At 67.0% G+C, this 24,898-nt stretch carries 29 protein-coding genes and 1 tRNA gene; 17 read left to right on the top strand and 13 right to left on the bottom strand.

What is annotated here, in order from left to right; translation table 11 throughout:
- Positions 1-6: 6 nt before the first annotated feature.
- The 3 genes from AC07PU_RS27145 to AC07PU_RS27135 are packed head-to-tail and all read right to left on the bottom strand — an operon-like array spanning position 7 to position 2,577.
- Positions 7-783 (bottom strand): glycosyltransferase family 2 protein, encoded by a 777-nt coding sequence (locus AC07PU_RS27145; RefSeq protein ID WP_093341579.1) that lies wholly within the window; start codon positions 781-783, stop codon positions 7-9.
- Complete coding sequence (locus AC07PU_RS27140) at positions 750-1,553, bottom strand: lysophospholipid acyltransferase family protein (RefSeq protein ID WP_296787701.1); 804 nt, start codon at positions 1,551-1,553, stop codon at positions 750-752. Before AC07PU_RS27140 ends, AC07PU_RS27145 begins: the two co-directional genes overlap by 34 nt.
- 28 nt (positions 1,554-1,581) lie before the next feature.
- A complete protein-coding gene (locus AC07PU_RS27135; RefSeq protein ID WP_495321584.1) occupies positions 1,582-2,577 on the bottom strand; it encodes a chorismate transformation FkbO/Hyg5 family protein in 996 nt (331 codons plus the stop codon).
- A gap of 286 nt (positions 2,578-2,863) precedes the next feature.
- Between AC07PU_RS27135 and AC07PU_RS27130 the strand changes: the two genes are divergently transcribed.
- The 8 genes from AC07PU_RS27130 to rng all read left to right on the top strand — a co-directional run bounded on the left by AC07PU_RS27130 (position 2,864) and on the right by rng (position 9,908).
- Positions 2,864-3,589, top strand: coding sequence for a YebC/PmpR family DNA-binding transcriptional regulator (locus AC07PU_RS27130; protein ID WP_495321583.1), 726 nt, complete (start codon positions 2,864-2,866; stop codon positions 3,587-3,589).
- 57 nt (positions 3,590-3,646) lie between these two features.
- Complete coding sequence (gene purD / locus AC07PU_RS27125) at positions 3,647-4,948, top strand: phosphoribosylamine--glycine ligase (protein ID WP_093341583.1); 1,302 nt, start codon at positions 3,647-3,649, stop codon at positions 4,946-4,948.
- The gene (gene hemF / locus AC07PU_RS27120; RefSeq protein WP_495321582.1) at positions 4,948-5,874 is read left to right on the top strand and encodes an oxygen-dependent coproporphyrinogen oxidase; all 927 of its coding nucleotides are present in this window, start codon (positions 4,948-4,950) and stop codon (positions 5,872-5,874) included. The genes purD and hemF overlap by 1 nt, the downstream gene beginning before the upstream one ends.
- On the top strand, positions 5,871-6,497 hold the full coding sequence (gene nadD, locus AC07PU_RS27115; protein WP_495321581.1) for a nicotinate (nicotinamide) nucleotide adenylyltransferase: 627 nt from the start codon (positions 5,871-5,873) through the stop codon (positions 6,495-6,497). The genes hemF and nadD overlap by 4 nt, the downstream gene beginning before the upstream one ends.
- Positions 6,497-7,192, top strand: a complete 696-nt coding sequence (rsfS, locus tag AC07PU_RS27110) for a ribosome silencing factor (protein ID WP_495321580.1) — start codon at positions 6,497-6,499, stop codon at positions 7,190-7,192. Before nadD ends, rsfS begins: the two co-directional genes overlap by 1 nt.
- Entirely contained in the window at positions 7,189-7,656 is a 468-nt protein-coding gene (rlmH, locus tag AC07PU_RS27105) for a 23S rRNA (pseudouridine(1915)-N(3))-methyltransferase RlmH (RefSeq protein WP_057593347.1), read from the top strand. Before rsfS ends, rlmH begins: the two co-directional genes overlap by 4 nt.
- A gap of 88 nt (positions 7,657-7,744) precedes the next feature.
- Entirely contained in the window at positions 7,745-8,356 is a 612-nt protein-coding gene (locus tag AC07PU_RS27100) for a Maf family protein (protein ID WP_495321579.1), read from the top strand.
- Between the two features lie 25 nt (positions 8,357-8,381).
- On the top strand, positions 8,382-9,908 hold the full coding sequence (rng, locus tag AC07PU_RS27095) for a ribonuclease G (RefSeq protein ID WP_495321578.1): 1,527 nt from the start codon (positions 8,382-8,384) through the stop codon (positions 9,906-9,908).
- Positions 9,909-9,932: 24 nt separating this feature from the next.
- Here rng and AC07PU_RS27090 read toward each other — a convergent pair whose 3' ends face one another.
- The 3 genes from AC07PU_RS27090 to AC07PU_RS27080 form a co-directional block, all read right to left on the bottom strand.
- Complete coding sequence (locus tag AC07PU_RS27090; RefSeq protein ID WP_495321577.1) at positions 9,933-11,267, bottom strand: MFS transporter; 1,335 nt, start codon at positions 11,265-11,267, stop codon at positions 9,933-9,935.
- Positions 11,268-11,358: 91 nt separating this feature from the next.
- Complete coding sequence (kce, locus tag AC07PU_RS27085; protein WP_495321576.1) at positions 11,359-12,291, bottom strand: 3,5-dioxohexanoate:acetyl-CoA acetone transferase; 933 nt, start codon at positions 12,289-12,291, stop codon at positions 11,359-11,361.
- A gap of 44 nt (positions 12,292-12,335) precedes the next feature.
- A complete protein-coding gene (locus tag AC07PU_RS27080) occupies positions 12,336-13,118 on the bottom strand; it encodes an SDR family oxidoreductase (RefSeq protein ID WP_495321575.1) in 783 nt (260 codons plus the stop codon).
- 100 nt (positions 13,119-13,218) lie between these two features.
- Here AC07PU_RS27080 and AC07PU_RS27075 point away from each other — a divergent pair, with 100 nt between their 5' ends.
- Entirely contained in the window at positions 13,219-13,971 is a 753-nt protein-coding gene (locus AC07PU_RS27075; RefSeq protein WP_495321574.1) for a GntR family transcriptional regulator, read from the top strand.
- Here AC07PU_RS27075 and msbA read toward each other — a convergent pair.
- Positions 13,953-15,743, bottom strand: a complete 1,791-nt coding sequence (gene msbA / locus AC07PU_RS27070) for a lipid A export permease/ATP-binding protein MsbA (protein WP_490875542.1) — start codon at positions 15,741-15,743, stop codon at positions 13,953-13,955. The two genes, AC07PU_RS27075 and msbA, sit on opposite strands and share 19 nt — an antisense overlap.
- Before the next feature lie 201 nt (positions 15,744-15,944).
- On the opposite strand from msbA, the gene tolB reads away from it, so the two are divergent.
- The 6 genes from tolB (at position 15,945) to AC07PU_RS27040 (ending at position 20,486) form a co-directional block, all read left to right on the top strand.
- Positions 15,945-17,270: a Tol-Pal system beta propeller repeat protein TolB gene (gene tolB / locus AC07PU_RS27065; RefSeq protein WP_172705446.1), complete on the top strand. Its 1,326-nt coding sequence runs from the start codon at positions 15,945-15,947 to the stop codon at positions 17,268-17,270.
- Positions 17,271-17,294: 24 nt separating this feature from the next.
- Positions 17,295-17,819, top strand: a complete 525-nt coding sequence (gene pal / locus AC07PU_RS27060) for a peptidoglycan-associated lipoprotein Pal (protein ID WP_093341601.1) — start codon at positions 17,295-17,297, stop codon at positions 17,817-17,819.
- Positions 17,819-18,577 (top strand): tol-pal system protein YbgF, encoded by a 759-nt coding sequence (gene ybgF / locus AC07PU_RS27055; RefSeq protein WP_093341603.1) that lies wholly within the window; start codon positions 17,819-17,821, stop codon positions 18,575-18,577. The genes pal and ybgF overlap by 1 nt, the downstream gene beginning before the upstream one ends.
- Before the next feature lie 109 nt (positions 18,578-18,686).
- Positions 18,687-19,475, top strand: a complete 789-nt coding sequence (locus tag AC07PU_RS27050; protein ID WP_495321573.1) for a tRNA threonylcarbamoyladenosine dehydratase — start codon at positions 18,687-18,689, stop codon at positions 19,473-19,475.
- Between the two features lie 85 nt (positions 19,476-19,560).
- A tRNA-Lys gene (locus AC07PU_RS27045) sits at positions 19,561-19,636 on the top strand.
- Positions 19,637-19,745: 109 nt separating this feature from the next.
- Positions 19,746-20,486 carry a DUF5677 domain-containing protein gene (locus AC07PU_RS27040; protein WP_495321572.1) on the top strand — a complete coding sequence of 247 codons (741 nt, stop codon included), beginning with the start codon at positions 19,746-19,748 and terminating at the stop codon, positions 20,484-20,486.
- On the opposite strand, the gene AC07PU_RS27035 is transcribed toward AC07PU_RS27040, so the two are convergent.
- Positions 20,483-20,908, bottom strand: coding sequence for a site-specific integrase (locus AC07PU_RS27035; protein WP_495321571.1), 426 nt, complete (start codon positions 20,906-20,908; stop codon positions 20,483-20,485). The genes AC07PU_RS27040 and AC07PU_RS27035 overlap by 4 nt on opposite strands.
- 746 nt (positions 20,909-21,654) lie before the next feature.
- Between AC07PU_RS27035 and AC07PU_RS27030 the strand changes: the two genes are divergently transcribed.
- The gene (locus AC07PU_RS27030) at positions 21,655-21,831 is read left to right on the top strand and encodes a hypothetical protein (protein WP_495321570.1); all 177 of its coding nucleotides are present in this window, start codon (positions 21,655-21,657) and stop codon (positions 21,829-21,831) included.
- A gap of 16 nt (positions 21,832-21,847) precedes the next feature.
- Entirely contained in the window at positions 21,848-22,147 is a 300-nt protein-coding gene (locus tag AC07PU_RS27025) for a hypothetical protein (protein WP_495321569.1), read from the top strand.
- A gap of 132 nt (positions 22,148-22,279) precedes the next feature.
- On the opposite strand, the gene AC07PU_RS27020 is transcribed toward AC07PU_RS27025, so the two are convergent.
- From AC07PU_RS27020 to AC07PU_RS27000, 5 genes are all read right to left on the bottom strand, one after another.
- Positions 22,280-22,477 (bottom strand): hypothetical protein, encoded by a 198-nt coding sequence (locus AC07PU_RS27020; RefSeq protein ID WP_495321568.1) that lies wholly within the window; start codon positions 22,475-22,477, stop codon positions 22,280-22,282.
- Between the two features lie 65 nt (positions 22,478-22,542).
- Positions 22,543-22,824 carry a hypothetical protein gene (locus AC07PU_RS27015; protein WP_495321567.1) on the bottom strand — a complete coding sequence of 94 codons (282 nt, stop codon included), beginning with the start codon at positions 22,822-22,824 and terminating at the stop codon, positions 22,543-22,545.
- A 111-nt stretch (positions 22,825-22,935) separates the two neighbouring features.
- Positions 22,936-23,751, bottom strand: a complete 816-nt coding sequence (locus tag AC07PU_RS27010; protein ID WP_495321566.1) for a DUF4062 domain-containing protein — start codon at positions 23,749-23,751, stop codon at positions 22,936-22,938.
- Between the two features lie 257 nt (positions 23,752-24,008).
- The gene (locus AC07PU_RS27005) at positions 24,009-24,524 is read right to left on the bottom strand and encodes a hypothetical protein (RefSeq protein ID WP_495321565.1); all 516 of its coding nucleotides are present in this window, start codon (positions 24,522-24,524) and stop codon (positions 24,009-24,011) included.
- Positions 24,525-24,652: 128 nt separating this feature from the next.
- Positions 24,653-24,883 carry a hypothetical protein gene (locus AC07PU_RS27000; protein ID WP_495321564.1) on the bottom strand — a complete coding sequence of 77 codons (231 nt, stop codon included), beginning with the start codon at positions 24,881-24,883 and terminating at the stop codon, positions 24,653-24,655.
- Positions 24,884-24,898 lie beyond the last annotated feature (15 nt).

Below are 24,898 nucleotides of genomic sequence, written 5' to 3'. Positions count from 1 at the left end.
GGTGGATCAGGCCTGGAACGGCGGCGCGCCGCGCAGCTTGCGCCAGAGCAGGCCCGGCAGCCGCAGCACGAACTCCACCATCAGCCGCGTGTGCATCCAGGTCAGCAGCACGTTGTCGCGCCCGTAGCGGAAGTGCGAGACCCCGCCTTCCTCGGCCGTCAGGTACTTGACCGGCGCATCGATGTTGACCGGCTTCACGCCGCGCCAGGCCAGCCGCACCACGGCCTCGGTGTCGAAGTCGAAGCGGCGCATCCAGGGCTGGCGCTGCATCACCGCGATCAGGTCCTGCACCGGGTAGACGCGAAAGCCGTAGAGCGAATCGCCGACGCCGGCAAACAGTGTCTCGAGCTGGGTCCAGCCGTTGGAGACGCGGCGCCCGCGCACGCGCAGCAGCGGCGCGCTGGCGTCGAACACCGGGCGGCCCAGCACCATGGTCTCGGGCCGCGCCAGCGAGGCCTGCATGAAGGCCGGGATCAGCGGGGCCGGATGCTGGCCGTCGGAATCCATGGTGAGCGCATGCGTGAAACCGGCGTCGCGCGCCGCGCGCAGCCCGTGCAGCACCGCCGCGCCCTTGCCCTGGTTTTCGGGCAGCAGCCACACGCGCAGGCCGGGGCGGTCGGCGGCCATCTGTTGCAGCCGCTCGCCGGTGCCGTCGTCGCTGCCGTCGACCACCACCCACACCGGGCTCCATTGCGCGAGCGCCGCCTCGACGGTGGAGAACAGGCGCTCGCCCGTGTTGTAGCTCGGGATCAGGACAAGGTGGGTGCGCGAGGCGTCTGGCATTCGGGAGAGTCGGCGTCGGCGGCGCGCCGTTCCAGGTGGTGGCGGAAATATTGTTCGAGTTCGGATTGCAGCACGTCGCTGTCCTGCGTCGGCGCGAAGCGCTGGCCCAGGCGCAGCTTGAAGACGATCGGCAGCGGCGGCACGCGCCAGATCGGCCAGCCCTTGCCGAGGTACGGCGAGTCGGTGTCGATGAACACGGTCTGGATCGGCGCCTGCGCGAGCTTGGCGATCAGCGTGACGCCGGGGCGGAACGGATTGAGCGGCGGCGTGACGGTGCGCGTGCCCTCGGGAAAGATCACCAGCTGGCCGCCTTCGCGCAGATCGGCCACCGCCAGCCGTACCATGGTGCGCGCCGATTCGTTGCTGATGTAGCGTGCCAGCCGCGCGCCCGCGCCCAGGAAGATGTTGTGCAGCAGCTCGGCCTTCATGATGCAGGCGCTGCGCGGCAGCCGCGCCACCAGCAGCAGCGCGTCGAGCATGGTCGGGTGGTTGGCCACGAAGATCACGCCGGGCTCGTCGCGCAGCGCGTCGAGGCAGCTCGCGTCGATGCGCATCATGCCGGTGACCGAGGCCAGGCCCCAGAAGGTGCGGTAGGCGAAGGCGATGGTGGCGCGGCCCAGCGCGCGCGCCGGCTTCACCGGCATCACCGGATGAATCAGCATCGCGAAGGCGTTCCAGACCAGCGAAATCACGCCGAGGAACAGCAGCAGCGCATAGAGCATCAGCGCCAGGGGAACGGCCGTGAGAATGCGCAGCACGCGGAGGATCATCGGGAAAGGTGGGGCTGCCGTTCGAGCGTCAGTCCCGCCGCCGCCCGGGGGCGGTGGCATGGGCTTCGATCTCGACCAGCAGGTCGCCGCGGCAGATGTCGGCCTCGAGATATACCGCGCCGCGCACCATCGGCGCGTCGGACCCGAGCGCGTCTTCGAGCACGCCGCGCACGGCTTCGAGATCGGCCGGGTGGCGCACGTAGACCACGCCGTCGAGCGCCGCGACCGAGAAGCGCGCCGATCCCTGCGCGTTGGCGGCACTCACCACGGCCTCGAGGTTGCGCAACGTCTCGCGGGTCTGCTCGCGCACGTCGCCGCGGTGCACGGTCTCGTGGCCGACGATGCTCGCGGTGCCCGAGATGAACAGCGCGCAGCGTTCGTCGCCGATGTCGGCCAGCGCCGCGCGCGAGAAGGTCGGGGCGCGCGGCCCGTAGGTCGAGGGATAGCGGTAGGCCGAGACCTGGCGCGGGTTCTCGATCGGCAGCGGGGCGCGGCGCCCGGCCAGGAAGCGCACCGACAGCGCGCCGCGGTGGATGCCGAGCGCGCAGGCGGCCGGCGCGCCTTCGAAGGCGGCGCGGCCGGCTTCGAGGAAGGCATCCTGGCGGCCCAGGTTGAACTGGCGGTAGCGCTCGAGCCCGCCGCCGTCGCCGTTGATCTGCGGCAGGTAGTTCCAGATCCGCAGCGGATGGGCGATGCCGCTCTGGTCGAGCGTGGCGAACAGGTCGCGGTAGGCGCGGTGCGCCAGCTCGGCCAGACCCTGTTTCTCGACGCTTTCGTCGAGGTCGATCGCGCCGAGCAGCCAGTGGTCGTCGGCGCGCCAGCGCACGAGGCCGGTGCGGCCGGTCTGGACCGCCGGGCCGGCAGCATGCCAGACGTCGGCCACCGCACCGCGCTCCGACAGCACGCTGGCGTCGACCGGCGGCATCCAGTCGAGCCGCTCGGGCGTGCCGTAGCCGATGGCGGCGAAGGGCGCCGGTCCGTCGGCGGCCAGCGCCAGGCTGTCCGCGAGGGAAAGGCGCTCCACGCGCAACGAGGAAGAGGAGGGTGTTTCGCCCTGGAAGCGCACGATCAGGAAGCCTTTGCGAGGGGATCGGGGCCTGCCTGCGGGGTGTCCGCCCGGCTCGCACGGCGTGCGTGGCGGGTGGGCGGCAGCGTCGGATGTCCCGACCCGGCGAAAGGCAATGGCGTCATCGAGGGATTATCACCAAAAGGTTTGACCGGCCCGCCCGCCCGCGGCGCCGGTCCGTTGTGCGCGCCGGACAGTAAACTCGCAGCCTGCTTCGAAAACACAGGACAGCGAGAGAAAAGCCATGGCCGGACACAGCAAATGGGCAAATATTCAGCACCGGAAGGGCCGGCAGGACGAAAAACGAGGGAAGCTCTGGACCCGCGCCATCCGTGAAATCATGGTGGCGGCCCGGGCCGGCGGCGGCGACCTGAGCGCCAACCCCCGCCTGCGGCTGGCGGTCGAAAAGGCCAAGGCGGTCAATCTGCCGGCCGACACCGTCAAGCGCAACATCGACAAGGCCACGGGCAACCTCGAAGGCGTCAATTACGAAGAAATTCGTTACGAAGGGTACGGCATCGGCGGCGCGGCGATCATCGTCGACACCATGACCGACAACCGCGTGCGCACCGTGGCCGAAGTGCGCCACGCCTTCGCCAAGCACGGCGGCAACATGGGCACCGAGGGCTCGGTGGCCTTCCAGTTCAAGCATTGCGGACAGTTCGTCTTCGCCCCGGGCACGGACGAGGACAAGGTGATGGAAGTGGCGCTCGAGGCCGGTGCGGAAGACGTCGTGACCGACGACGACGGCGCCATCGAGGTGATCACCGCGCCCGGCGATTTCGAGGCGGTGAAGAACGCGCTCGAGGCGGCGGGCCTGAAGTCCGAGGTGGCCGAGGTCACGATGCGGGCCGAGAACACCATCGACGTCGTCGGCGAGGACGCCGCGAAGATGCAGCGGCTGCTCGACGTGCTCGAGGACCTGGACGACGTGCAGGAGGTCTATCACAACGCCTCGCTGTCCGAATGAGGGCCGGCACCCGGCAGCAGCAATGATGGAAAGAACACAGCGTATGAAGGCCCGAGAATGAAGGTACTGGTGATTGGGGGAGGGGGCCGCGAACATGCCCTGGCATGGCGGCTGGCGCAGGCCACCCGGGTCAGCCGCATCTACGTGGCACCCGGCAACGGCGGAACGGTCACCGACCCGCGCTACGACAGCATCGACATCACCGAGCCCGCCGCGCTGCGCGAGTGGGCGCTCAAGGAAAAGATCGCGCTGACGGTGGTCGGCCCCGAGGCCCCGCTGGCCGCGGGCGTGGTCGACGAATTCCGCGCGCACGGCCTGCGCATCTTCGGCCCGACCAAGGCCGCCGCCCAGCTCGAGAGCTCGAAGGCCTTCTCCAAGGCCTTCATGAAGCGCCACAAGATCCCGACGGCCGAGTACGAGGCCTTCACCGACGCCGCCGCGGCCCATGCCTACATCGACGCCAAGGGCGCGCCGATCGTGGTCAAGGCCGACGGCCTGGCCGCCGGCAAGGGCGTGGTCGTGGCCATGACCGCGCAGGAAGCGCACGATGCGGTCGACTTCATGCTGGTCGACAACAAGTTCGGCGTCTCGCACAACGAGGGCGGCGCGCGCGTCGTGATCGAGGAGTTCCTGCAGGGCGAGGAAGCCAGCTTCATCGTGCTGTGCGACGGCAAGAACGTGACCGCGCTGGCCACCAGCCAGGACCACAAGCGCCTGCTCGACAACGACGAAGGCCCCAACACCGGCGGCATGGGCGCCTACTCGCCCGCGCCCGTGGTCACGGCCGAGGTGCATGCGCGCGCCATGCGCGAGATCATCCTGCCGACCATCCGCGGCATGGAGAAGGACGGCATTCCCTACACCGGCTTCCTCTATGCCGGCCTGATGATCGACGCCCAGGGCCATCCCAAGACGCTCGAGTTCAACTGCCGCATGGGCGACCCCGAGACCCAGCCGATCATGATGCGGCTGAAGTCCGACCTGTTCGAGGTGTTCTGGCACGCCACCGACGGCACGCTCGACCAGGTCGAGCTGCAGTGGGACCGCCGCGTCGCGCTCGGCGTGGTGATGGCCGCGCACGGCTACCCGCTCTCGCCGCGCAAGGGCGACCGCATCGACGGCATTCCCGCCGAGGCGCCCGATGCCGTGGTGTTCCACGCCGGCACCACCGTCAAGGACGGCGAGCTCCAGACCAGCGGCGGCCGCGTGCTTTGCGTGACCGTGCTGGCCGACAGCGTGAAGCTCGCGCAGCAGCGCGCCTACGAGGTGGCGGCGCGGGTGCGCTTCGACGGCGCCCAGTACCGCCGCGACATCGGCTTCCGTGCCGTGCAGGCGCGCAGCCACGGCACCAACGGTTGATGCAGCGGCAACCCTCCGATCCCCAGGCGGTCGGCGACTATCTGCGCGGGCTGCAGCAGTCCATCGTCGCCGCGATCGAGGCGGCCGATGGCGGCACCGCGGTGCGCGATGCCTGGCACAAGGCGCCCGACGAGCCGCTGCAGGGCAGCGGGCTCACCTGCATCCTCGAAGGCGGCGAGCTGTTCGAGCGCGCGGGCTGCGGCTTCTCGCAGGTGCGCGGCCCGAAGCTGCCGCCCTCGGCCACGCAGAACCGGCCCGAGCTGGCCGGCGCGCCCTTCGAGGCGATGGGCGTGTCGCTGGTGTTCCATCCGCGCAACCCCTACGTGCCGATCGTCCACATGAACGTGCGCATGCTGGCCGCGCTGCCGGCCGGCGGCGAGCCGGTCTGCTGGTTCGGCGGCGGCATGGACCTCACGCCCTGCTACGGCTTCGAAGAAGACGCGGTGCACTTCCACACCGTCTGCCGCGATGCGCTCGCGCCCTTCGGCGAGGACAAGTACCCGCGCTTCAAGACCTGGTGCGACGAGTATTTCTTCCTCAAGCACCGCAACGAGCAGCGCGGCATCGGCGGCATCTTCTTCGACGACTTCGCCGAGGGTGGGGTCGACAACGGCTTCGCGCTGATCCGCTCGGTCGGCGATGCCTTCCTGCCGGCCTACCTGCCGCTGGTGGAACGCCGCCGCGGCATGGCCTGGGGCGAGCGCGAGCGCGCGTTCCAGCTCTACCGGCGCGGGCGCTACGTCGAGTTCAACCTCGTGTGGGACCGCGGCACGCACTTCGGGCTGCAGTCGGGCGGCCGTACCGAATCGATCCTGCTGTCGATGCCGCCGCAGGCGAGCTGGGCCTACCGCCGCGAGCCCGAGCCGGGGTCGCCCGAGGCGGCGCTCTACAGCGACTTCATCGTGCGCCGCGCGTGGCTGCCATGAACGCTTCGAAGAACGCGCCGCGCATCGGCGTGTTCGGCGGCGCCTTCGATCCGCCGCACCACGCCCACGTGGCGCTGGCGCGGGCGGCGCTCGAGCAGTTGGGCCTCACGGCGCTCTATGTCTTTCCGACCGGGCATGCCTGGCACAAGGTGCGCGAGCTCACGCCCGCGAAAGACCGCCTCGCGATGGCGCAGCTGGCGTTCGGAGACATCCCGGGCGTGGTGGTCGATTCGCGCGAGATGCTGCGCGACGGCCCCACCTACACCATCGACACCCTGCACGAACTGCAGCAGGCGCAGCCCGACGCCGAGCTGGTGCTGGTCATGGGCGCCGACCAGGCGCGGGCCCTGCCGAGCTGGCACGGCTGGCAGGATATACTCGCGGTCGCTACTATTTCTGTAGCGTATCGCGCACTATCGACGGCCGACACCGCCCGTTTTGATCCGAATACGCTGCCCGGCCTCCCGGCCGGCGCGCGTTTCGAGGCGCTCGAACTGCCTGCCATGGACATCAGCGCCACCGACATCCGGCGGCGTGCGTCGCTGGGCGAGGAGATTTCCTCACTGGTTCCGTCCACGGTTGCACGCTATATTGACCAACACTTCCTCTATCGCTCTGCCTGATGACCACTGAAGCCGCCGCCAAGAAAGACACCCAGAAACTCCAGCGAGCCATCATCGATGGGCTCGAAGACGTCAAGGCGCAGGACATCCAGGTATTCGACACCGAGCATCTCTCGCCGCTGTTCGAGCGCGTGATCGTGGCCTCGGGCACCTCGAACCGCCAGACCAAGGCGCTGGCCGCGAGCGTGCGCGACGCAGTGCGCGATGCCGGCTTCGGCAAGCCGCGCGTGGAAGGCGAGGAAAACGGCGAGTGGATCATCGTGGACTGCGGACAGGCCGTCGCGCACATCATGCAGCCGGCGATCCGCCAGTACTACCACCTCGAGGAAATCTGGGGCGACAAGCCCGTGCGCCTGAAGCTCGGCGCCAGCAAGCCGGCCCGCGCCTCCGAGGATAAGGAAGCCAAGCCCGCGGCCGCCAAGGCGCCGACCTCGCTGCGCCGCGCGAGCGCCGCCAAGACCGCGATCCGTGCCGCCGAGCGCGAGGCCAAGGAAGCCAAGGCCGCGCCGAAGAAGGCGGCGGGCAAGACCGGCGCCAAGACCGCAGCGAAGAAGGCCCCGGCCAAGAAGGCCCCGGTGGTGGTGGTCGGCAAGCCGGTGGCCAAGAAGGCCGCCGCCAAGACGGGCGCGAAGCCGGCGGCCAAGCCCGCGGCGAAGAAGGCGCCCGCGCGCAAGACCGCTTCGCGCAGCGCATGAAGCTGCTGGTGGTCGCAGTCGGGCAGCGCATGCCCGACTGGGCACAGACTGCCTGGGACGACTACGCCAAGCGCTTCCCGCCCGAACTCAAGCTCGAACTGCGCGCGGTCAAGACCGAGCCGCGCGGTTCCAAGTCGCTCGAGACCCTCTACGCCGCCGAACGCGAACGCATCGAGGCCGCCATCGCGCGCGGCATGCGCATCGTGGTGCTCGACGAGCGCGGCACCGCGCTGACCACCAAGGCGCTGGCCGCGCGGCTGCAGAGCTGGCAGGGCGAGGGCGACGACGTCGCGCTGGTGATCGGCGGCCCCGACGGGCTCGACCCGGCCTTCAAGGCCGCGGCCCACGAGCGCATCCGCCTGTCCGACCTCACGCTGCCGCATGCGATGGCGCGCGTGCTGCTGGTGGAGCAGCTCTACCGCGCATGGTCGGTCAACGCGGGCCATCCCTACCACCGCGAATGAGCGGCCCGTCGGGCCGCCGCGCGACGAGGACCTCGCCGCGTTCCTCCATCGACCCCGTCTTTTCTTCCGCTTCACAGAGACGACCGCCGTGCCGACCACCCCGACCTTCCTCTACCTCGCCTCGCAGAGCCCGCGCCGCGCCCAGTTGCTCGGCCAGCTCGGCGTGCGCCATGAACTGCTGCTGGCCGCCGACGACGAAGACGCCGAGGCGCTCGAGACCGTGCTGCCCGGCGAATCGCCCACTGCCTACGTGCAGCGCGTGACCGCGCTCAAGCTCGATGCCGCCGTGGCGCGCCTGCGTCGCCGCGGCCTGGCCGATGCGCCCGTGCTGTGCGCCGACACCACCGTGGCGCTGGGCCGCACCATCCTCGGCAAGCCCGAGGACGCGCGCGATGCCGAGCGCATGCTCGCGCTGCTGTCGGGCGCCACGCACCGCGTGCTGACCGCCGTGGCGCTGCAGCAGGGCCGTCGCCGGCAGGCCGCGCTGAGCGTGTCGCGCGTGCGCTTCGCAGCGATGACCCGTGCGCAGATCCGCCGCTACGTAGAAGGCGGCGAGCCGCTGGGCAAGGCCGGCGCCTATGGCATCCAGGGCGCGGCGGCCGCCTTCGTCGAGCACATCAGCGGCTCCTATTCGGGCATCATGGGCCTCCCCATGTTCGAGACCGCGCAACTGCTGCGGCGCGCCGGTTTCCCCATTTGAGACAACCGAGACAACCGAGAACTCCATGCAAGACATCCTGATCAACTGGTCCCCGCAGGAGACCCGCGTGGCGGTGGTCGAGCACGGCGCGGTGCAGGAGCTGCACGTCGAGCGCACGCTCGAGCGCGGACTGGTCGGCAACATCTACCTGGGCAAGGTCTCGCGCGTGCTGCCGGGCATGCAGTCGGCCTTCATCGACATCGGGCTCGAACGCACCGCCTTCCTGCACGTGGCCGACATCGTGGCCCCGTTCACGCCGGGCTCGCGGCCCAGCGCCGCGCCGGCCGAACGCGACCACCGCAACGGCGGCACCATGGTGCCGATCGAGAAGCAGGTGTTCGAGGGCCAGTCGCTGCTGGTGCAGGTCATCAAGGACCCGATCGGCACCAAGGGCGCACGGCTGTCGACGCAGATCAGCATCGCGGGCCGGCTGCTCGTGTTCCTGCCGCAGGACAACCACATCGGCGTGTCGCAGAAGATCCCGGCCGACCTGCGCGACGCGCTGCGCTCGCGCATGCTCGCGCTGATCGAGGCCGCCGCGGCCGCCGACAGCGGCGGCGTGGTGCCCGAGAACACCGGCGGCTTCATCCTGCGCACCAACGGCGAGGACTCGACCGACGCGGAGCTCGCCGACGATATCGCCTACCTGCGCAAGACCTGGTCGCGCATCCGCGAGGCCTCGACGCGGCTGCCGCCAATGTCGCTGCTGCACCAGGACCTGAGCCTGCTGCAGCGCGTGCTGCGCGACCTCACCACCGAGGACACGCAGACCATCCGCATCGATTCGCGCGAGCAGTTCGAGCTGCTGCTGAAGTTCGGCCTGGAGTTCATGCCCAAGGCGTCCGGCAAGCTGCAGCACTACCGCGGCGAGCGGCCGATCTTCGACCTCTATTCGGTCGACGAGGAGATCGCGCGCGCGCTCGGGCGCCGGGTCGATCTCAAGTCGGGCGGCTACCTCGTGGTCGACCAGACCGAGGCGCTGACCACCATCGACGTGAACACCGGCGGCTTCGTCGGCGCGCGCAACTTCGACGACACCATCTTCAAGACCAACCTCGAGGCGGCGCAGGCCATCGCGCGCCAGCTGCGGCTGCGCAACCTGGGCGGGATCATCATCGTCGACTTCATCGACATGGCGCGCGACGACCACCGCGAGCAGGTGCTCGGCGAGTTCCGCAAGCAGCTCGCGCGCGACCGCGTGAAGACCACGGCCGGCGGCTTCTCGCAGCTCGGCCTGGTCGAGATGACGCGCAAGCGCACGCGCGAATCGCTGGCCCACATGCTGTGCGAGCCCTGCGTGGCCTGCGGCGGCCAGGGCATCGTGAAGACCGCGCGCAGCGTGGCCTACGACGTGATGCGCGAGATCCTGCGCGAGGCGCGGCAGTTCACGCCGCGCGAGTTCCGCATCGTCTCGTCGCCGCAGGTGATCGAGCTGTTCCTCGACGAGGAGAGCCAGCACCTGGCCGGGCTCAGCGACTTCATCGGCAAGCCGATCTCGCTGCAGGCCGAGCCGGCGATCGGGCAGGGGCAGTACGACATCGTGCTGCTCTGAGCCTCGGAACCCGTTCTCGGTTTTTCAACGACGCGATTCGCGCCCCTGGCGCATCCCGATGCTGGCCAGTGCGGCCAGCACCAGCAGCACGGCCATCGCGAGCAAGCCATTGGTCGTGCGGCCCGTGCTCTGCTCGATCCATCCCATCACCGACGGCCCGATGAAGCCGCCCACGAGGCCGCAGGTGTTGACCAGCGCCAGCCCGCCCGCGAGCGCCACGCCGGCCAGGCGCGAGGAAGCGAACAGGAAGATCACCGACTGCACCACGAAGAACATCGAGCCCGTGAGGCAGAAGCCCGCGAGCGCGACGGCCGGGCTCGCGAAGGCCGCGATGCCCAGCCCCACGGCCATGGCGACCAGCCCGATCAGCAGCAGCAGCCGGCCGCGCTGCGGCGTGACCGCGAGCCGCGGCAGCGCGATCGCGCCGACCGCGGCGGCGACCCAGGGCAGCGAGTTGAGCGCGCCGATCTGCAGCGGCGTGAGCTTGCCGTAGGTGCCGATGATGCTCGGCAGGAAGAAGATCACCGTGTAGATGCTGATCTGGTGGCAGAAGTAGACGAAGATCGCGAGCCAGATCTGCTTGTCGACCAGGCAGGCGCGGAACGATTCGCCGACTTGGCCATGGGCCGCGTCCTCGGCGCGTTCGGCGGCGAGGCCTTGCTCGATGGCGCGCGCCTGCGCCGGCGTGAGCCAACGGGCATCGGCCGGCCCGTCGGGCAGCTTGCGCCAGACCACGAAGGCCAGCGCCACGGCCGGCAGGCCCTCGATCACGAACATCCATTGCCAGCCGTGCCAGCCCAGCAGGCCGTCCATCTGCAGCAGCGCGCCGCCGACCGGGCCGCTGAGGATGTTGGCGATGCACACGCCGAGCAAGAAGTAGCCGGTGGCGCGCGCCCGGTCCTTGCGGCCGAACCAGTAGTTCAGGTAGAGCATCACGCCCGGGAACAGGCCGGCCTCGGACGCGCCGAGCAGCACGCGCATCACGTAGAACGAGGTCTCGCCGGTGACGAAGGCCATGCCGGCCGACAGCAGGCCCCAGGTGATCATGATGCGGGCGATCCACCAGCGCGCGCCCACGCGGTGCATCACCAGGTTGCTCGGCACCTCGAGCAGCGCGTAGCTCAGGAAGAACAGGCCCGCGCCCAGGCCGTAGGCCGCGGCCGAGATGCCGATGTCGACCGCCATGTGGCTCTTGGCGAGCGCGATGTTCGTGCGGTCGATGAAGCTGATCACGTAGGCCAGCACCAGCAGCGGCATCAGCTTGCGGAAGATCAGCGCATTGAGCGAGGTCTGCTCGTCGGTGGTGGCCGTGTCGGCCGCGGGCCCGAGACGGGCGCCGGGGATGGAGGTGTGTGCCATCGGTGTCTCTCTCTGAAGTCTTGTTCTGGTGAAGGAATGCAGCGGCGCGCCGTGCGATGCGGCGGCGCTGCGGACGATGGGGATGCGAGGGCTAGAAGTCGACCTTCGCCGCGCCCTTGAGGCCGAGGATCTCGCGCGCCTCGTCGGGTGTCGCGATGTCGATGTTCAGCGCCTCGAGCACGGCGCGGATGCGCAGCACCTGTTCGGCGCTCGAGGCGGCGAGCCGGCCCGGGCCGATCCACAGCGAGTCCTCGAGGCCGACGCGCACGTGCGAGCCCATGGCCGCGCCGATGGTGGCCAGCGGCAGCTGGTTGCGGCCGGTGCCGAGGATCGACCACTGGAAGCGGTCGCCGAACAAGCGCGTCGCGGTGCGGTGCATGTGCATCAGGTCCTCGGGGTCGGCGCCGATGCCGCCGAGGATGCCGAACACCGTCTGCACGAACACCGGCGCGCGCACCAGGCCGCGGTCCATGAAGTGGCGCAGGTTGTTGAGGTGGCTGACGTCGTAGCACTCGAACTCGAAGCGCGTGCCGTTGGCTTCGCCCAGGCGCAGGATGTTCTCGATGTCGGCGAAGGTGTTCTTGAAGATCAGGTTGCGGCTGTTCTCGAGGTGCTCGCGCTCCCAGTCGTGCTCGAAGGACTTGAAGCGCTCGAGCATCGGGAACAGGCCGAAATTCATCGAGCCCATGTTCAGCGAGGCCAGCTCGGGCTTGAAGGTGGTGGCCGGGCGCATGCGTTCCTCGACGCTCATGTGTGGGCTGCCGCCGGTGGTGATGTTGATCACCGCGTCGGTGGCGGCCTTGATCTTCGAGAGGAAGGGACGGAACAGCGCCGGATCCTGCGAGGGGCGGCCGTCCTTCGGATCGCGCGCATGCAGGTGCAGGATCGCGGCGCCGGCGCGGGCCGCCTCGATCGAGGCGGCGGCGATCTCGTCGGCCGTCACCGGCAGGTGCGGCGACATGCTCGGCGTGTGGATCGCGCCGGTGGGGGCGCAGGTGATGATGGCTTTGGTGCGGGTGGCCATGGATGGGGTTCGGGTGAGGTCGGGAAGAGAAGAAGAGGGCGGGGTCAGCTCAGCGCCTGGGTGTGGCCGTCGACCACGAGCTCCTGGCCGGTGACGCTGGCCGCCAGGTCACTGGCGGCGAACAGCACCATGTTCGCGATGTCGCCGGCCGTCACCATGCGGTTGAGCGCCGACTGCGAGGTGTAGATGCGCGTGACTTCCTCGATGGGCTTGCCGAGCGCCTGGGCCTTGGCGGCGATCACGGCGCGGATGCGCGGCCCGTCGACCGCGCCCGGCAGGATCGCGTTGACGCGGATGCCGTCATGGCCGAGTTCGAGCGCGAGCGTCTTGGTGAAGCCGATCACCGCCCATTTCGAAGCCGAGTAGGGCGAGCGGCCCGGCATGCCCAGGTGGCCGGCGGCCGAGGACAGGTTGACGATCGAGGGATTGCGGCCCTGGCGCAGCCGCGGCACTGCGAGCCGGGCGCAGAGGAACTGGCCCGTGATGTTGACGGCCAGCGTGCGGTTCCAGTCGTCGAGCGAGAGGGTCTCGATGCCACCGGTCGGGCCGGCCACGCCGGCGTTGTTGACCAGCACGTCGAGGCCGCCGAGCTCGCGGTCCGTGGCTTCGAACAGCCGGGCCACCTGTTCCTCGCTCGAGACGTCGGCGAGGCAGCTGCCGACCTCGGGCAGCTCTGCCGACAGCCGGTCCAGGCCCTCGGCCTGCACGTCGCAGGCGAAGACACGGGCGCCGGCCGCGGCGAAGGCACGCACGATCTCGAGGCCGATGCCGCTGGCGCCCGCGGTGACGAGCACGCGTCGGCCGGCGAGGGAATTTCCGTTCCACATTCTGAATAGCTCCTTGGGGTGTGACAGTGAACGGTCGGCATCGTAGATCTGTGATCACAGATATCGCATAGGGTATACCCCGAACCGTATACTTCCCGGCATGGAGCTCTCCGACCTCGTCACCCCGCTCAAGCGCCAGACGCTCAGCGCCAACGTCTACGACCAGTTGCGCGACCTGGTGATGAGCGGGCAGATGATGCCGGGCGAGCAGATCTCGCTGCGCAGCGCCGCCGCGGCGCTGGGCGTGAGCGTGATGCCGGTGCGCGAGGCGATGCAGCGGCTGGTGGCCGAGCAGGCGCTCGAGCTGACGCCCAGCCGCACCCTGCGCGTGCCGCGCATGACGGCCGCGCAGTTCAAGGAAATCACGGTGATCCGCACCAACCTCGAGGGGCTGGCGACCGAGGCGGCGGCCGCGGCGGCCGCGGCGGTCGGCACCGTGGCGCTGCGCGAGATCGCCGAGCGCCACGATGCCTTCGTCGCCGAGATGAAGGCGGCGAGTCCCGATGGCTCGAGGCTGGTCACCTTCAACAAGGAATTCCACTTCGCGGTCTATGCCGCGGCCGACATGCCGATGCTGCTGCAGATGATCGAGGCGCTGTGGCTGCGCATCGGGCCGATCCTCAACTACGACCTGCGCGCCGGCTCGCGCCGCGTGGGCGAGAAGACGGGGGTGGTGCACCATGCGGCGCTGCTCGCGGCGCTGAAGCGGCGCGACGGCGCCAAGGCCCGGGCCGCGCTCGAGGGCGACATCCGCAGCGCGGCCGAGTTCATCCTCTCGGCGGGCGTGCTGGTGACGGAGGGGGTCTCAAGGCCGGCGCCGCCCGGCGGCCGGGATCAGAGCGTCGGGTCCTGACCCGCGGCGGCGCTGCGCACCGCGTTCGTCTGCAGCCGCGCATAGAGGCCGTCGAGCGCCATCAGCTGCGCGTGCGACCCCTGCTCGGCCACGCGGCCCTGTTCCATCACGATGATGCGGTCGGCATGCTGGATGGTCGACAGGCGGTGCGCCACGATCAGCGTGGTGCGGTTCTGCATCAGGCGCTGCAGGGCGTCCTGCACCAGGCGCTCGGATTCGGTGTCGAGGGCCGAGGTGGCCTCGTCGAGCAGCAGCACCGGCGCATCCTTGTAGAGCGCGCGCGCGATCGCGAGGCGCTGGCGCTGGCCGCCCGAGAGCTGGGTGGCGTTGTGGCCCAGCACGGTGTCGATGCCCTGGGGCAGGCCCTCGACGTGGGTGCTGAGGTTGGCGGCCGCGATGCAGGCCAGCACGCGGTCGCGGTCGATCTCGGCGTCGGCGCCCAGCGCCACGTTGGCCGCCAGGGTGTCGTTGAGCATCACCACGTCCTGGCTCACCATGGCGAACTGCGAGCGCAGGCTCTTGAGCTCCCATTCCGAGATGTCGTGGCCGTCGAGCAGCACCTGGCCGCCGCTGGGCAGCACGAAGCGCGGCAGCAGGTTCATCAGCGTGGTCTTGCCCGAACCCGAGGGGCCGACGAAGGCCACGTTCTGGCCCGGCTCGATGGCGATGCTCACGCCGTCGAGGGCGGGGCGCTCGTCGTCGCCGCGGTAGTTCACGCGCGTGTCGCGGAACTCGATACGGCCCTGGGCATGCGCCATGCCGAAGCTGCCCTGCGGCTCGGTCGGCACCTCGTCGACCAGCGCCAGGCCGCGTTCGAGGGCCGCCAGGCCGCGCGTGATCGGGCCGGCCACTTCGGCGAGGCGCCGGATCGGCGCGATCAGCATCAGCATCGCGGTGATGTAGGCGACGAAACCGCCGACGGTGAAGCCCTGCTTGCCGCTCTGCCAGAGCGCGATCATCACCACCACCGACAGCGCCAGCGAGGCCATCATCTGCGTGAGCGGGGTGGTCGCGGCCTGGGCGATGGTGGACTTCACGGCCAGCCGGTTGAGCTTCTGGCTCAGCTGCTCGAAGCGTTGGGCCTGGGCCGTTTCGGCGCCATGCAGGCGCACCATGCGGTGGGCGAGCACGTTCTCTTCCACCACGTAGGCCAGCTCGTCGGTGGCCTGCTGGCCCTGCTGCGTCAGCTTGTAGAGGCGCTTGGAGAACACCTTCATGATCCAGGAGATGCTCGGCACCAGGAAGGCCACGATCAGCGTGAGCTTCCAGTTCAGGTAGACCAGGTAGCCCAGCAGCGCCACCAGCGTGAAGCCGTCGCGCGACAGCCCCAGCAGCGCCTGCACCAGCAGCATCGCGCCGGTCTGCACTTCATAGACCACGGTGTTCGACAGCGTGCTGGCCGACTGGCGCGCGAACAGCGCCAGTTCGGCGCCCAGCAGCCGGTCGAACAGCACCTTGCGCAGCCGCTGCATGCCTTCGTTGGCGATGCGCGAGAGCGCGTACTGCGAGATGAACTGGGCGATGCCGCGGACCGCGAACAGCAGCAGCACGGCCGCCGGCACGAACCACAGCGGCATTTCGCCGCGCGTGAAGCCGCGGTCGAGCAGCGGCTTGAGGAGGGCCGCCATCAGCGGCTCGGTGATGGCGGCCAGCATCGCGCCGCTCAGTCCCAGCGCCCACCACTGGCGCGAGCCGCCGAACCAGGTCATGAGCCGCGCCAGCCGGCGCATCAGGGGAGGGCGTGCGGCTTCGCTGCCGGGGGGTGTCTGCATGGCGGCGGATTCTACGGGGCGGGTCGGAACACCCTTTCAGCCGCCCGGGCCGGTGCTTCGGACCGCTTTCCTGAAGCATTTTGAATGTAGGACCCGGCCCCGCATGGAACGTTTTGCAATGGCGCCATCAAAGCAATGTGTACCATGTGGCCCCGTTACAAGGGGAGAAACTTTTTCAACCCGAGATCTCTCCGAAACCGCATGAACAAGCCGTTGCAAGCCCTCTCTCCAACTCCTTCTTCATCGCTTTTGGGTCGCCGCACGGTCATTGCGGCCCTGGCTGCCTCCCCCGTTTTGCCCGCACTCGCCCAGTTCAAGGTCGAGGTGTCGGGCGTGGGGCTGACCCAGTTGCCCATCGCGCTCGTGCCGTTCCGCGGCCAGGATTCCTCGCCGCAGAAGATCTCCGAGATCGTCCAGGCCGACCTCGAGCGCAGCGGCCAGTTCCGCGGCGTCGATGCCTCGGGCCAGGCGCTCGACGAGGGCTCGCGTCCTGATTTCTCCGTCTGGCGCCAGCGCACCGCCGACTCGCTCGTGGTCGGCAGCGTCACGCGCCTGGCGGACGGCCGCTACGACGTGCGCTTCCGCCTCTGGGACGTGGTGCGCGGACCGAACGGCGGCGATCTCGGCGGCCAGAGCTACATCGTTCCCCAGGGCGACCTGCGGCTCGCCTCGCACCGCATCGCCGATTACGTCTACGAGAAGCTCACGGGCGACAAGGGCATCTTCTCGACCCGCATCGCCTACGTGACCAAGGGCGGCAGCCGCTACTCGCTGTGGGTGGCCGATGCCGACGGCGAGAACGCGCAGGCCGCGCTGGCCAGCCCCGAGCCGATCATCTCGCCGGTCTGGTCGTCCAACGGCCAGCAACTGGCCTACGTGTCCTTCGAGTCGCGCAAGCCCGTGGTCTACGTGCACAACGTGGCCAGCGGCCAGCGCCGGCTGGTCGCCAACTTCCGCGGCTCCAACAGCGCGCCGGCCTGGGCGCCCGACGGCAGCACGCTCGCCGTCACCCTGAGCCGCGACGGCGGCTCGCAGCTCTACACCATCCCGGCCAGCGGCGGCGAGCCGCGCCGGCTGACCCAGAGCGCGAGCATCGACACCGAACCGGTCTACTCGGCCGACGGCAGCACCATCTATTTCGTGAGCGACCGCGGCGGCGCGCCGCAGATCTACAAGATGGGTGCCAACGGCGGCAACCCGACCCGGGTCACCTTCAGCGGTACCTACAACATTTCTCCTTCCGTCAGCGCCGACGGCCGGTGGTTGGCCTACATCTCCCGCGTGGGAGGGGCCTTCAAACTCCATGTGATGGAGTTGGCCAGCGGCAATGTCACCGCCATCACCGACACCTCGGCGGACGAGAGTCCGAGTTTTGCCCCCAATAGCAAGCTGATCGTCTACGCCACGCAACTGCAAGGTCGCGAAGCCCTCATGACGACCACGCTGGACGGAAAAATAAAGGCACGGCTGGCGGGTCAGGCAGGAGACATCAGGGAACCGGACTGGGGTCCGTTTCAAAAGCAATGATTAGGTTTATCTGAGGAGTTCGAAATGTTGAAACGTACGATTTATTCGCTGGCCATCGTGGCGCTGATCGCAGGCTGCTCGTCGGGCACCAAGCTCAACGAAACGCCCGTGACCGACCGCACCGGCACCACCGGTGGCGCCGGCAACCAGGGCGCTACCACTTCCGTGGCGCCCGTCACGATCGATCCCAACGCCGGCACCGCGCAAGGCCCGGTGGGCGTCGAGCGCATCGTGTTTTTCGACTACGACAGCTACACGGTGAAGCCCGAGTTCCAGTCGCTGATCGACGGCCATGCCCGTTTCCTCAAGGCCAACGCACAACGCCGCATCTCGATCGAAGGCCACACCGACGAGCGCGGCGGCCGCGAGTACAACCTCGCGCTGGGCCAGAAGCGTTCGGAAGCCGTGCGCCGCGCGCTCACGCTGCTGGGCGTGAACGACAGCCAGATCGAAGCCGTGAGCTTCGGCAAGGAAAAGCCCGCCGTGACCGGCGCGGGTGAAGAAGTCTGGGCGCAGAACCGTCGCGCCGAAATCCGCTACACCCGGTGATGCGACCCGCCCAACGCGCTCTGTGGCGTGGCGCGGCCCTGGCGGCCGCCCTGTTGTGCGCCTCGGCCGGATCGCAGGCCGCGCTGTTCGAGGATGACGAGGCCCGCAAGGCCATCCTCGACCTGCGCCAGCGCGTGGAGGCCGTGCGCCAGCAGACCGATCAGCGTCTGAGCGACGAGAACGGCCAGTTGCGGCGCAGCCTGCTCGACCTGCAGACGCAGATCGAGCAGATGCGCGGCGACCTGGCGCGCATGACCGGCCAGAACGAACAGCTCACGCGCGCCGTGAGCGACCTGCAGTCCAAGCAGACCACCATCGACGACCGGCTCAAGCAGAACGAGCCCTCGAAGGTCACGGTCGATGGCCGCGAGTTCAATGCCGATCCGCGCGAGAAGGCCGACTTCGAAGCCGCGCTCGGCGTGTTCCGCGCCGGCCAGTTCGCCCAGGCCCAGACGGCCTTCGCAGAGTTCGTCAAGCGCTACCCGCAAAGCGGCTACAACGCCTCGGCCCTGTTCTGGCTCGGCAACGCCCAGTACGCCACGCGCAACTACAACGAGGCCATCGCCAACTTCCGTTCGATGCTCTCGCTCGCGCCCGACCATGCCAAGGCCCCCGAGGCCGTGCTGTCGATCGCGAACTGCCAGATCGAACTGAAGGACACGCGCGCCGCGCGCCGCACGCTGGAAGACCTGACCAAGGCCTACCCGCAGTCGGAAGCCGCGCAGGCCGGCCGCGAGCGTCTCTCGCGCCTGCGCTAGTGCCGGCAGAGCCCTCCGCTTGAGCGCCGTTCACGAGCCCGTCTCCACGACCGAACCGGCGACTGCCCCCGAGGCAGCCGCCGGTTTTGTCGCGTCTGGCGACGAAGCCATGGCACCCGATTTCGCGCGCCGCTTCGGCGGCCTCGAGCGCCTGTACGGCGTGAGCGGTGCCGCGCGCATCCGCAACGCGCACGTGCTCGTCGTGGGCATCGGCGGCGTCGGATCGTGGGCCGTCGAGGCGCTGGCGCGCAGCGGGGTGGGGCGGCTCACGCTGATCGATCTCGATCACGTGTCCGAGTCGAACATCAATCGCCAGATCCACGCGCTCGACAGCACCGTGGGCCAGGCCAAGGTCGAGGCCATGCGCGAGCGCATCGCGCAGATCAATGCCGAGTGCCGCGTGCTGCCGATCGACGAGTTCGTCGAGCCCGACAACTGGCCCGCGCTGCTCGAAGCCGCGCAGGTCGCCAACGGCCCCGTGCATGCCGTCATCGATGCCTGCGACCAGGTGAAGGCCAAGCTCGCGATGGCTGCCTGGGCCCGCGGCGTCGCGCGCGGCACCGACTTCATCACCGTCGGCGCGGCGGGCGGCAAGCGGCTCGCCCACAAGGTCGACATCGACGACCTCTCGCAGGTCACGCACGACCCGCTGCTCGCGCAACTGCGGCAACGCCTGCGCAAGTCGCACGGCGCGCCGCGCGAGGGTCGCAAGATCGGCGTCACGTGTGTCTTCAGCCGCGAGAGCGTGGCCCCGCCCGATGCTTCGTGCGCCATCGAGAGCGGCGACGGTTCGCTCAACTGCCATGGCTACGGATCGGTGGTCAGCGTGACCGCGACCTTCGGCCAGTGCGCGGCGGGGTGGGTTCTCGATCGGGTGGCTGCAAATACCACGCTATAATCTCGGGCTTTGCCGCGTTTGACACAGCGGCGAAGCACCAAGAAGAACAAGAACGAGGAACTCCCTTCCAAGGGAAACCGAATTCGGGACGTTAGCTCAGTTGGTAGAGCAGCGGACTTTTAATCCGTTGGTCACTGGTTCGAATCCAGTACGTCCTACCACCATTGCAGAGCGCACAGGCATTAGCTTGTGCGCTCTTTTTCTTGTAGCGTCAATTGCTCAAGAATTAGGCGCTTTGCGGAACAGACTTCCGCAAATTACTATCCGCTGATGAATTCCAGCATTCAAGATGCGCTAGCGCTCGCGGACGAAACATTGACTCTCGCCGCGCGCATTTTTGATCAGCGTTCCATTGCGGATGATCTTGAAACGGTCGTGCAGGCCGGGCATTGCCTTCGCATGTCAGTGTTTGCGAGTGCTGTATGCGACTTAATCCGAGCGGGCCATTTTGAGCCAGCGTGTGCCCTGTCGCGCACAGTACTTGAGGCTGGCTGGGTGCTGTTGGCTATTCGAGCCCACCCTGAAAAATTCGAGGAGTGGTTGTCACACGCCAACTCCGAGGGGCGCAAGACAATTGGCAGATTGAGAGTCCTCGCGGAGCATGAACGTGGACCCGGGATGAACGACGCTGAAATCGAAGCCGCAATCGCATCGATACCTTCTGGCAAATCGCACTCAGTCAAGGACTGGGCGGCCGCAGCTGGAACGCCCCAGGCATACGCAACCATCTATCAGACGCTTTCGGGGTATAGCCATGCCGAAATGTCAGCTGCTGTGAGCTACGTAGAGTGGGATGAGCTCCGGCCGGTTCGAGTGCGCTCCCCTGATCTTGGGTTGCAGCCCGCCGATTGTCTCGATATCTGCACAGCACTCATGTTGGATGCTTGCCGCGCTGTGGCCGGTGATGAGCTCTCACAGGATCAGGAGGTCGCACTCTCCGTGTTGGAGGCCCGGCGGCAACAACAAACTCGTCGATTAGACGCTCTCCGAATGGATGAGGTTGCTCTCTAGCGCAGCGGCCGCACGTTCTTCCCAAGCTTGTGCTGGATGCAATTCACGGTCACGCGTTCCGTCGTGTGGGTCAACAGTGATTGCGCGTAGCGCATGCTGCGCTCTTCGTCTATTTCGGTTGCGGCCTTCGGGCGCATGTCTCGGAATTGGAAGTCCGCCTTCGGCAGCGCGGCCGCCTCGCGCGCATCGTAAAAGCGGTCGCGCAACATGGGCTTCGTCAGCGGCTTGCCCACCTCGTTGACCAGGAGGACCATCGCATAGACCTTGCGCTCGGACTTGATCGCCTTCTTGTACGCGCGGTTCTCGAGGATCAGCCCGGCCAGCAGGCTCTCGGTGACGATGCGCAGCTTCTCCTTCGTCTCGCCCTGGCGCTGGCACAGCACGCTACCAGGACCGTTCTCCTTGCTTGATTGAAACAGCAAATGGGCGAAGCGATGCTTATAGACATCTCCTCGGTGGAAAGCTTAGGCCTCGCCGGGCTGGACGGGTCGCAAGTGGCCTGAAACATATTCAAGAATTGCACTCCAATGCGCCCCAACGTTCGGCAGGCTGGCTAGCGAAGCGAGGCCGGAACCAAGCGGATAGACCAAACCAGTTTCCTTTTCCACGACGAAACCTATCATCCCGATCCACTTTTCCGGAAGAAACCACCAACTGTTCGCTTCCAGGGCACTTGCACAATCAAAGCTCAGTGGCCTTCCGAGATAACTTTCTAAGCTGGCGCAAGCCCGAGTGAAAGACTCCGTGGACTTTGGGCCGTGAATCCCATATGCACCGTGCTCTGCGTATTTCCGAAGAAGCTCTGCATCGGCCTTCTGGTGGCGAAGTACGGCTTCGGCTACCGCTTGCTCGCACTCTGGGTGCTCGCCACTGCGACCGCAGTATTCGCATATCCCGGAGGGAAACAGCTTCATGAGAGGGCTAACGTGTTTTAAAGAGACAACCACTGCGCCCTAGCATTGGCACTATCCTGACAACACGGCCGCGCTCTGCGCGTGTAAGGCGTTGAAATCGCCGTCTTTGCTGCCTGTTGGTTACTGTGGGCATGGTTGCAAGAAAATATCGGCAAAGCGGCATGGGTTGCAACCGTCTTCGCGAGTCGAAAACCCCAGCACAGGCGGAATCAGTGCGAGCGATAGTCTAAACCGGTCACCGCGAGCGACGGTTCGTGGCCGCCCGCAAGGCCGGAGGCTCGTTCCTAAGCGTCGAGGACCTGACGTGGCGAGTCGAGCTCGATGCGCACGACCTCGAACGCTTAGCAAGCGCAGACGCGCTGCGCAGCCCGTTGGGCCATAGGCTTGATGTCATCTGGGCGGCCACGGGGCCACCAAGGCCTCTTAACTAGAAAATGGAGCTTCGAGATGTTCGAATCAATCGGTGACTCCCCGATCTCAGGTGAAGCTGTTGCAGCGGAACTCGCAGCGCAGTTTGGACAAGATGAGCGTTGGCTGCTATTTGACATTGAGACGCTGACCGACGTTGATGCCCTTGCGCTCGGTGATCTTTGGCGCAATACACGACAAGGACCAGTCGCGATCACGACAGGAGCCCTTTGCTCTGCGTTGGCTTTGGCCAGCCAGGTCGTAAGCCTTGATATGCAGCTGGATTCAGACTCTGCGGTCCAGCTTCTGATCGAAGACGGATCGCGGGTGATCCCATGAAAACGGATCACCGAATCAATGACGCCAAGATGTTGCTCGCGTCGGTAATCTGACTGAGATTGAGGACCGCACCCGAGATAGGGTTGATCAATATGTGTCCAGCATCCGATACTTGCTCAGGCTGTCTGTGGACTAAATTTTTACGTAACGCCGGGCATTGAGGCCCAGAGCAAGTGCGACCTGTTTTGCTGCTGCCTTGTCGGGGAAGCATGGCACCTGCTTTAGATCAAGAACTTCCAGTAATTCGAAAGAGCCGGCCTTGGTGTTCGGCCCAACGGCGAAGGTGTACCAGCGAACCCTGGATTCCGTCGTGGCCAAAACATAGCTCATCCACCGTTCTCCTCTGTGTGCATCAGGCTTGGTTGGACTGCTCTCTTGCATCCATCTCTTGCAATCTACGCCAGACGATGGCTTTCTGCGATGAAAGCCATGAGGCGGCCAGCAATCGCGCGCGCTTTACCCGGAAGCGCTCGGATCGGTTCCGTACCGCTGGAGAACCCGTAGTAGCGGACTTCCATGAAGTGCGCGAAACCGTCTGGGACAGCGCTGGACTCGCCCGCGATCGCTGCTTCGATGGAGTTGTAGTCGGCGGGTTCGGTCACGAGTACGCCGCTGCTTTCGACCCGCGCGATGTAGACGCCGGGTGCTTCCTTGTGGATGTCGAGGGTCAGGATCATTGGATTCTGGTCTAAACGCAATGCGGCCGCGAGCACGCAAGCACGGGTTTTCGCTGGGCGGCTTGCATCGGGCGGGGCGGATACTGTCTCGCGTTGCCACTGACCATCAAGTCATGGCTCGACTTTGTCTGCAGCCTTGTATCCCAGATTGGTGACCGAGAACAACTCTCCTTTGTTGCCGACGGGCTCGATCAGCTCGGCATCAAGCAGTTCGCTGACCGCCGCGCGCCATCGCGCTTCTTCTCGTGCGTGTTTAGGTTCGACCAAATCGACGCCGCCGACTTGGACTGTCCAGCCAGCCAAGCTCTGCGTGACGATGATCGTGCCGTGTTGATCGTTGGCTGCGTCTCGAAGCAGCCGCCGCGCTTCGTCGCTAAGTTCTACTGAGGGCGCCAATGGCGCCGGGACTTGCCCTGGTCCTCCTAGCCCGTTCATAGTCTTCGCAAGATGCCGCTGAAAGAGTTGCTGAAACTCACTCTGGCTCGAGTATTGCTGGATCAGGCCCCTATCCCTGCAGCTTGCTTTGAACGCTTTGAGACGGCTGTAGCTGTCGGGGTCAACGCTGTCGAGCTGAACGGGAGCCAACGAGAAGTAGAGGAGGGCGGGCCGATCTGCAGCCAGATGTCGTTCGATCTCTTCTATTGTCCCGCTGGCATACCCGCCAGTGGGTGTGCCGACCCGCGTCCAGAAAATTCCGACCAGGATGTCGCAACCATCCGCCATCTGCCGAGAGATGATCGCCTGTGCCCGGTCGCCCATTTCTGGGGCGGAGTCGGTCTCCCAGCCGACGGGAAGCAGGACAATGGAGCGCGACTCCGCATGCGTAGCGTTCCATTCGTGAACAGCGGTTCGTACCAGCTGCCTTTCGTGGGCTACGTCTCCCGGAGAGGCGATCAGGACGCGGAGTAGGGTGGCTTGCTGGGGCATGCGGGCGTGACTCCTTGCGTTTGTGATTCTGATCTATGCGCCCCGCAGCCGATCTTTCCGATGCAGTACGTCCTACCATTTCTTCGTTCGCAGCAAGTGCAGAAGCCTGAAGTGAGTAGTCAACCACAACGGCTTTCACTGAAGAGGTGGCCGCTTGGATTTGGCGCCCTTCGCTGCTTCCCTTCCATCATCCGATCGCTGCCCCGCGGCCGTGCCATGGCGAGTGCCTTCGGCGCGTCAACGCGCATACGCTCTTTTCACCATTCAGATCGATCGCCCCCGCCGCGAATCGATGTCGCGGCCGCCACCTTCCGCATGTGATGAGCAATCCGCATGAAGTAGATGATGGTGTAGGCAAGCGACGCGACGAACACAAGCAGGCGATAAACGAAAGCCGGATCCCGAAACGTTTCGTTCGTCAGCACATGCGGCAGTCCAAAGTGCATGAGCGTCGCCACCAGAAGATTGAGGGCCAGGACCTTGAATCCGATGGGAACCGCAATGACGCAATAGCGACGAACGAAGTCGCGCCCGGAAGCCGCACCGTTCGCGACAAATGCTTCGTGCGTGCCCACGAAGCTGATGGCGAGGGTGAGGGCGGCCTCGAACAGCAAGGTCCAGTTTCGGTAGCCACCGAACCAGAGCGCCGAATAGTTCAGGATCACATAGAGCAGCGCCGCTGCCAGCATGTACTTGAGGCCATCGGTTTCATCGAGCCTGTCGTGGACCAGATCGTCTCTGAGTTTTCGGGTGTTCCAGATGTGCATGCTCATGGGGATTTCGATGGCTGGGTTGAATCCAGATGTACACCCATAAGCATGCCGGATCCACCTTTGTCCGCCGGATCCAGATGGTCAACAAGCGGATGAAGTCCGGGTGCTCCCGGAACCACCGGGTCGGTTCACGTCGCGGGCCGACTCTTCCGCGGCCAAAGCAACTCCTTCCCCGCCGGCGTCAACTGATAAGCAAACCGCCGCGCCGGCCTCGCCTGAGTCCGCACTGAAGGCGTCTCCACCGCCGCAATCAACCCCGCCGTCTGCAGCACCTCGAGGTGATGCCCCTCGACCTCCGGCCACGCCCCCGCGCTGACCCGCGCAAGGCAGGCAGTGACGAGCGTCTTGTTCTCGAGCATCGATGACTCCTTCTG

The organism is Variovorax sp. GW821-FHT10D07, from assembly GCF_059415325.1.
This window is presented reverse-complemented; position numbering and strand designations above follow the sequence as displayed.

Coding starts and splice junctions, on each gene's coding strand:
- AC07PU_RS27145 (WP_093341579.1), bottom strand. CDS start 783: ATGCCAGACGCCTCGCGCACCCACCTTGTCCTGATCCCGAGCTACAAC.
- AC07PU_RS27140 (WP_296787701.1), bottom strand. CDS start 1,553: ATGATCCTCCGCGTGCTGCGCATTCTCACGGCCGTTCCCCTGGCGCTG.
- AC07PU_RS27130 (WP_495321583.1), top strand. CDS start 2,864: ATGGCCGGACACAGCAAATGGGCAAATATTCAGCACCGGAAGGGCCGG.
- purD (WP_093341583.1), top strand. CDS start 3,647: ATGAAGGTACTGGTGATTGGGGGAGGGGGCCGCGAACATGCCCTGGCA.
- hemF (WP_495321582.1), top strand. CDS start 4,948: ATGCAGCGGCAACCCTCCGATCCCCAGGCGGTCGGCGACTATCTGCGC.
- nadD (WP_495321581.1), top strand. CDS start 5,871: ATGAACGCTTCGAAGAACGCGCCGCGCATCGGCGTGTTCGGCGGCGCC.
- rsfS (WP_495321580.1), top strand. CDS start 6,497: ATGACCACTGAAGCCGCCGCCAAGAAAGACACCCAGAAACTCCAGCGA.
- rlmH (WP_057593347.1), top strand. CDS start 7,189: ATGAAGCTGCTGGTGGTCGCAGTCGGGCAGCGCATGCCCGACTGGGCA.
- rng (WP_495321578.1), top strand. CDS start 8,382: ATGCAAGACATCCTGATCAACTGGTCCCCGCAGGAGACCCGCGTGGCG.
- AC07PU_RS27090 (WP_495321577.1), bottom strand. CDS start 11,267: ATGGCACACACCTCCATCCCCGGCGCCCGTCTCGGGCCCGCGGCCGAC.
- kce (WP_495321576.1), bottom strand. CDS start 12,291: ATGGCCACCCGCACCAAAGCCATCATCACCTGCGCCCCCACCGGCGCG.
- AC07PU_RS27080 (WP_495321575.1), bottom strand. CDS start 13,118: ATGTGGAACGGAAATTCCCTCGCCGGCCGACGCGTGCTCGTCACCGCG.
- AC07PU_RS27075 (WP_495321574.1), top strand. CDS start 13,219: ATGGAGCTCTCCGACCTCGTCACCCCGCTCAAGCGCCAGACGCTCAGC.
- msbA (WP_490875542.1), bottom strand. CDS start 15,743: ATGCAGACACCCCCCGGCAGCGAAGCCGCACGCCCTCCCCTGATGCGC.
- tolB (WP_172705446.1), top strand. CDS start 15,945: ATGAACAAGCCGTTGCAAGCCCTCTCTCCAACTCCTTCTTCATCGCTT.
- pal (WP_093341601.1), top strand. CDS start 17,295: ATGTTGAAACGTACGATTTATTCGCTGGCCATCGTGGCGCTGATCGCA.
- ybgF (WP_093341603.1), top strand. CDS start 17,819: ATGCGACCCGCCCAACGCGCTCTGTGGCGTGGCGCGGCCCTGGCGGCC.
- AC07PU_RS27050 (WP_495321573.1), top strand. CDS start 18,687: ATGGCACCCGATTTCGCGCGCCGCTTCGGCGGCCTCGAGCGCCTGTAC.
- AC07PU_RS27040 (WP_495321572.1), top strand. CDS start 19,746: ATGAATTCCAGCATTCAAGATGCGCTAGCGCTCGCGGACGAAACATTG.
- AC07PU_RS27025 (WP_495321569.1), top strand. CDS start 21,848: ATGTTCGAATCAATCGGTGACTCCCCGATCTCAGGTGAAGCTGTTGCA.
- AC07PU_RS27020 (WP_495321568.1), bottom strand. CDS start 22,477: ATGAGCTATGTTTTGGCCACGACGGAATCCAGGGTTCGCTGGTACACC.
- AC07PU_RS27015 (WP_495321567.1), bottom strand. CDS start 22,824: ATGATCCTGACCCTCGACATCCACAAGGAAGCACCCGGCGTCTACATC.
- AC07PU_RS27010 (WP_495321566.1), bottom strand. CDS start 23,751: ATGCCCCAGCAAGCCACCCTACTCCGCGTCCTGATCGCCTCTCCGGGA.
- AC07PU_RS27005 (WP_495321565.1), bottom strand. CDS start 24,524: ATGAGCATGCACATCTGGAACACCCGAAAACTCAGAGACGATCTGGTC.
- AC07PU_RS27000 (WP_495321564.1), bottom strand. CDS start 24,883: ATGCTCGAGAACAAGACGCTCGTCACTGCCTGCCTTGCGCGGGTCAGC.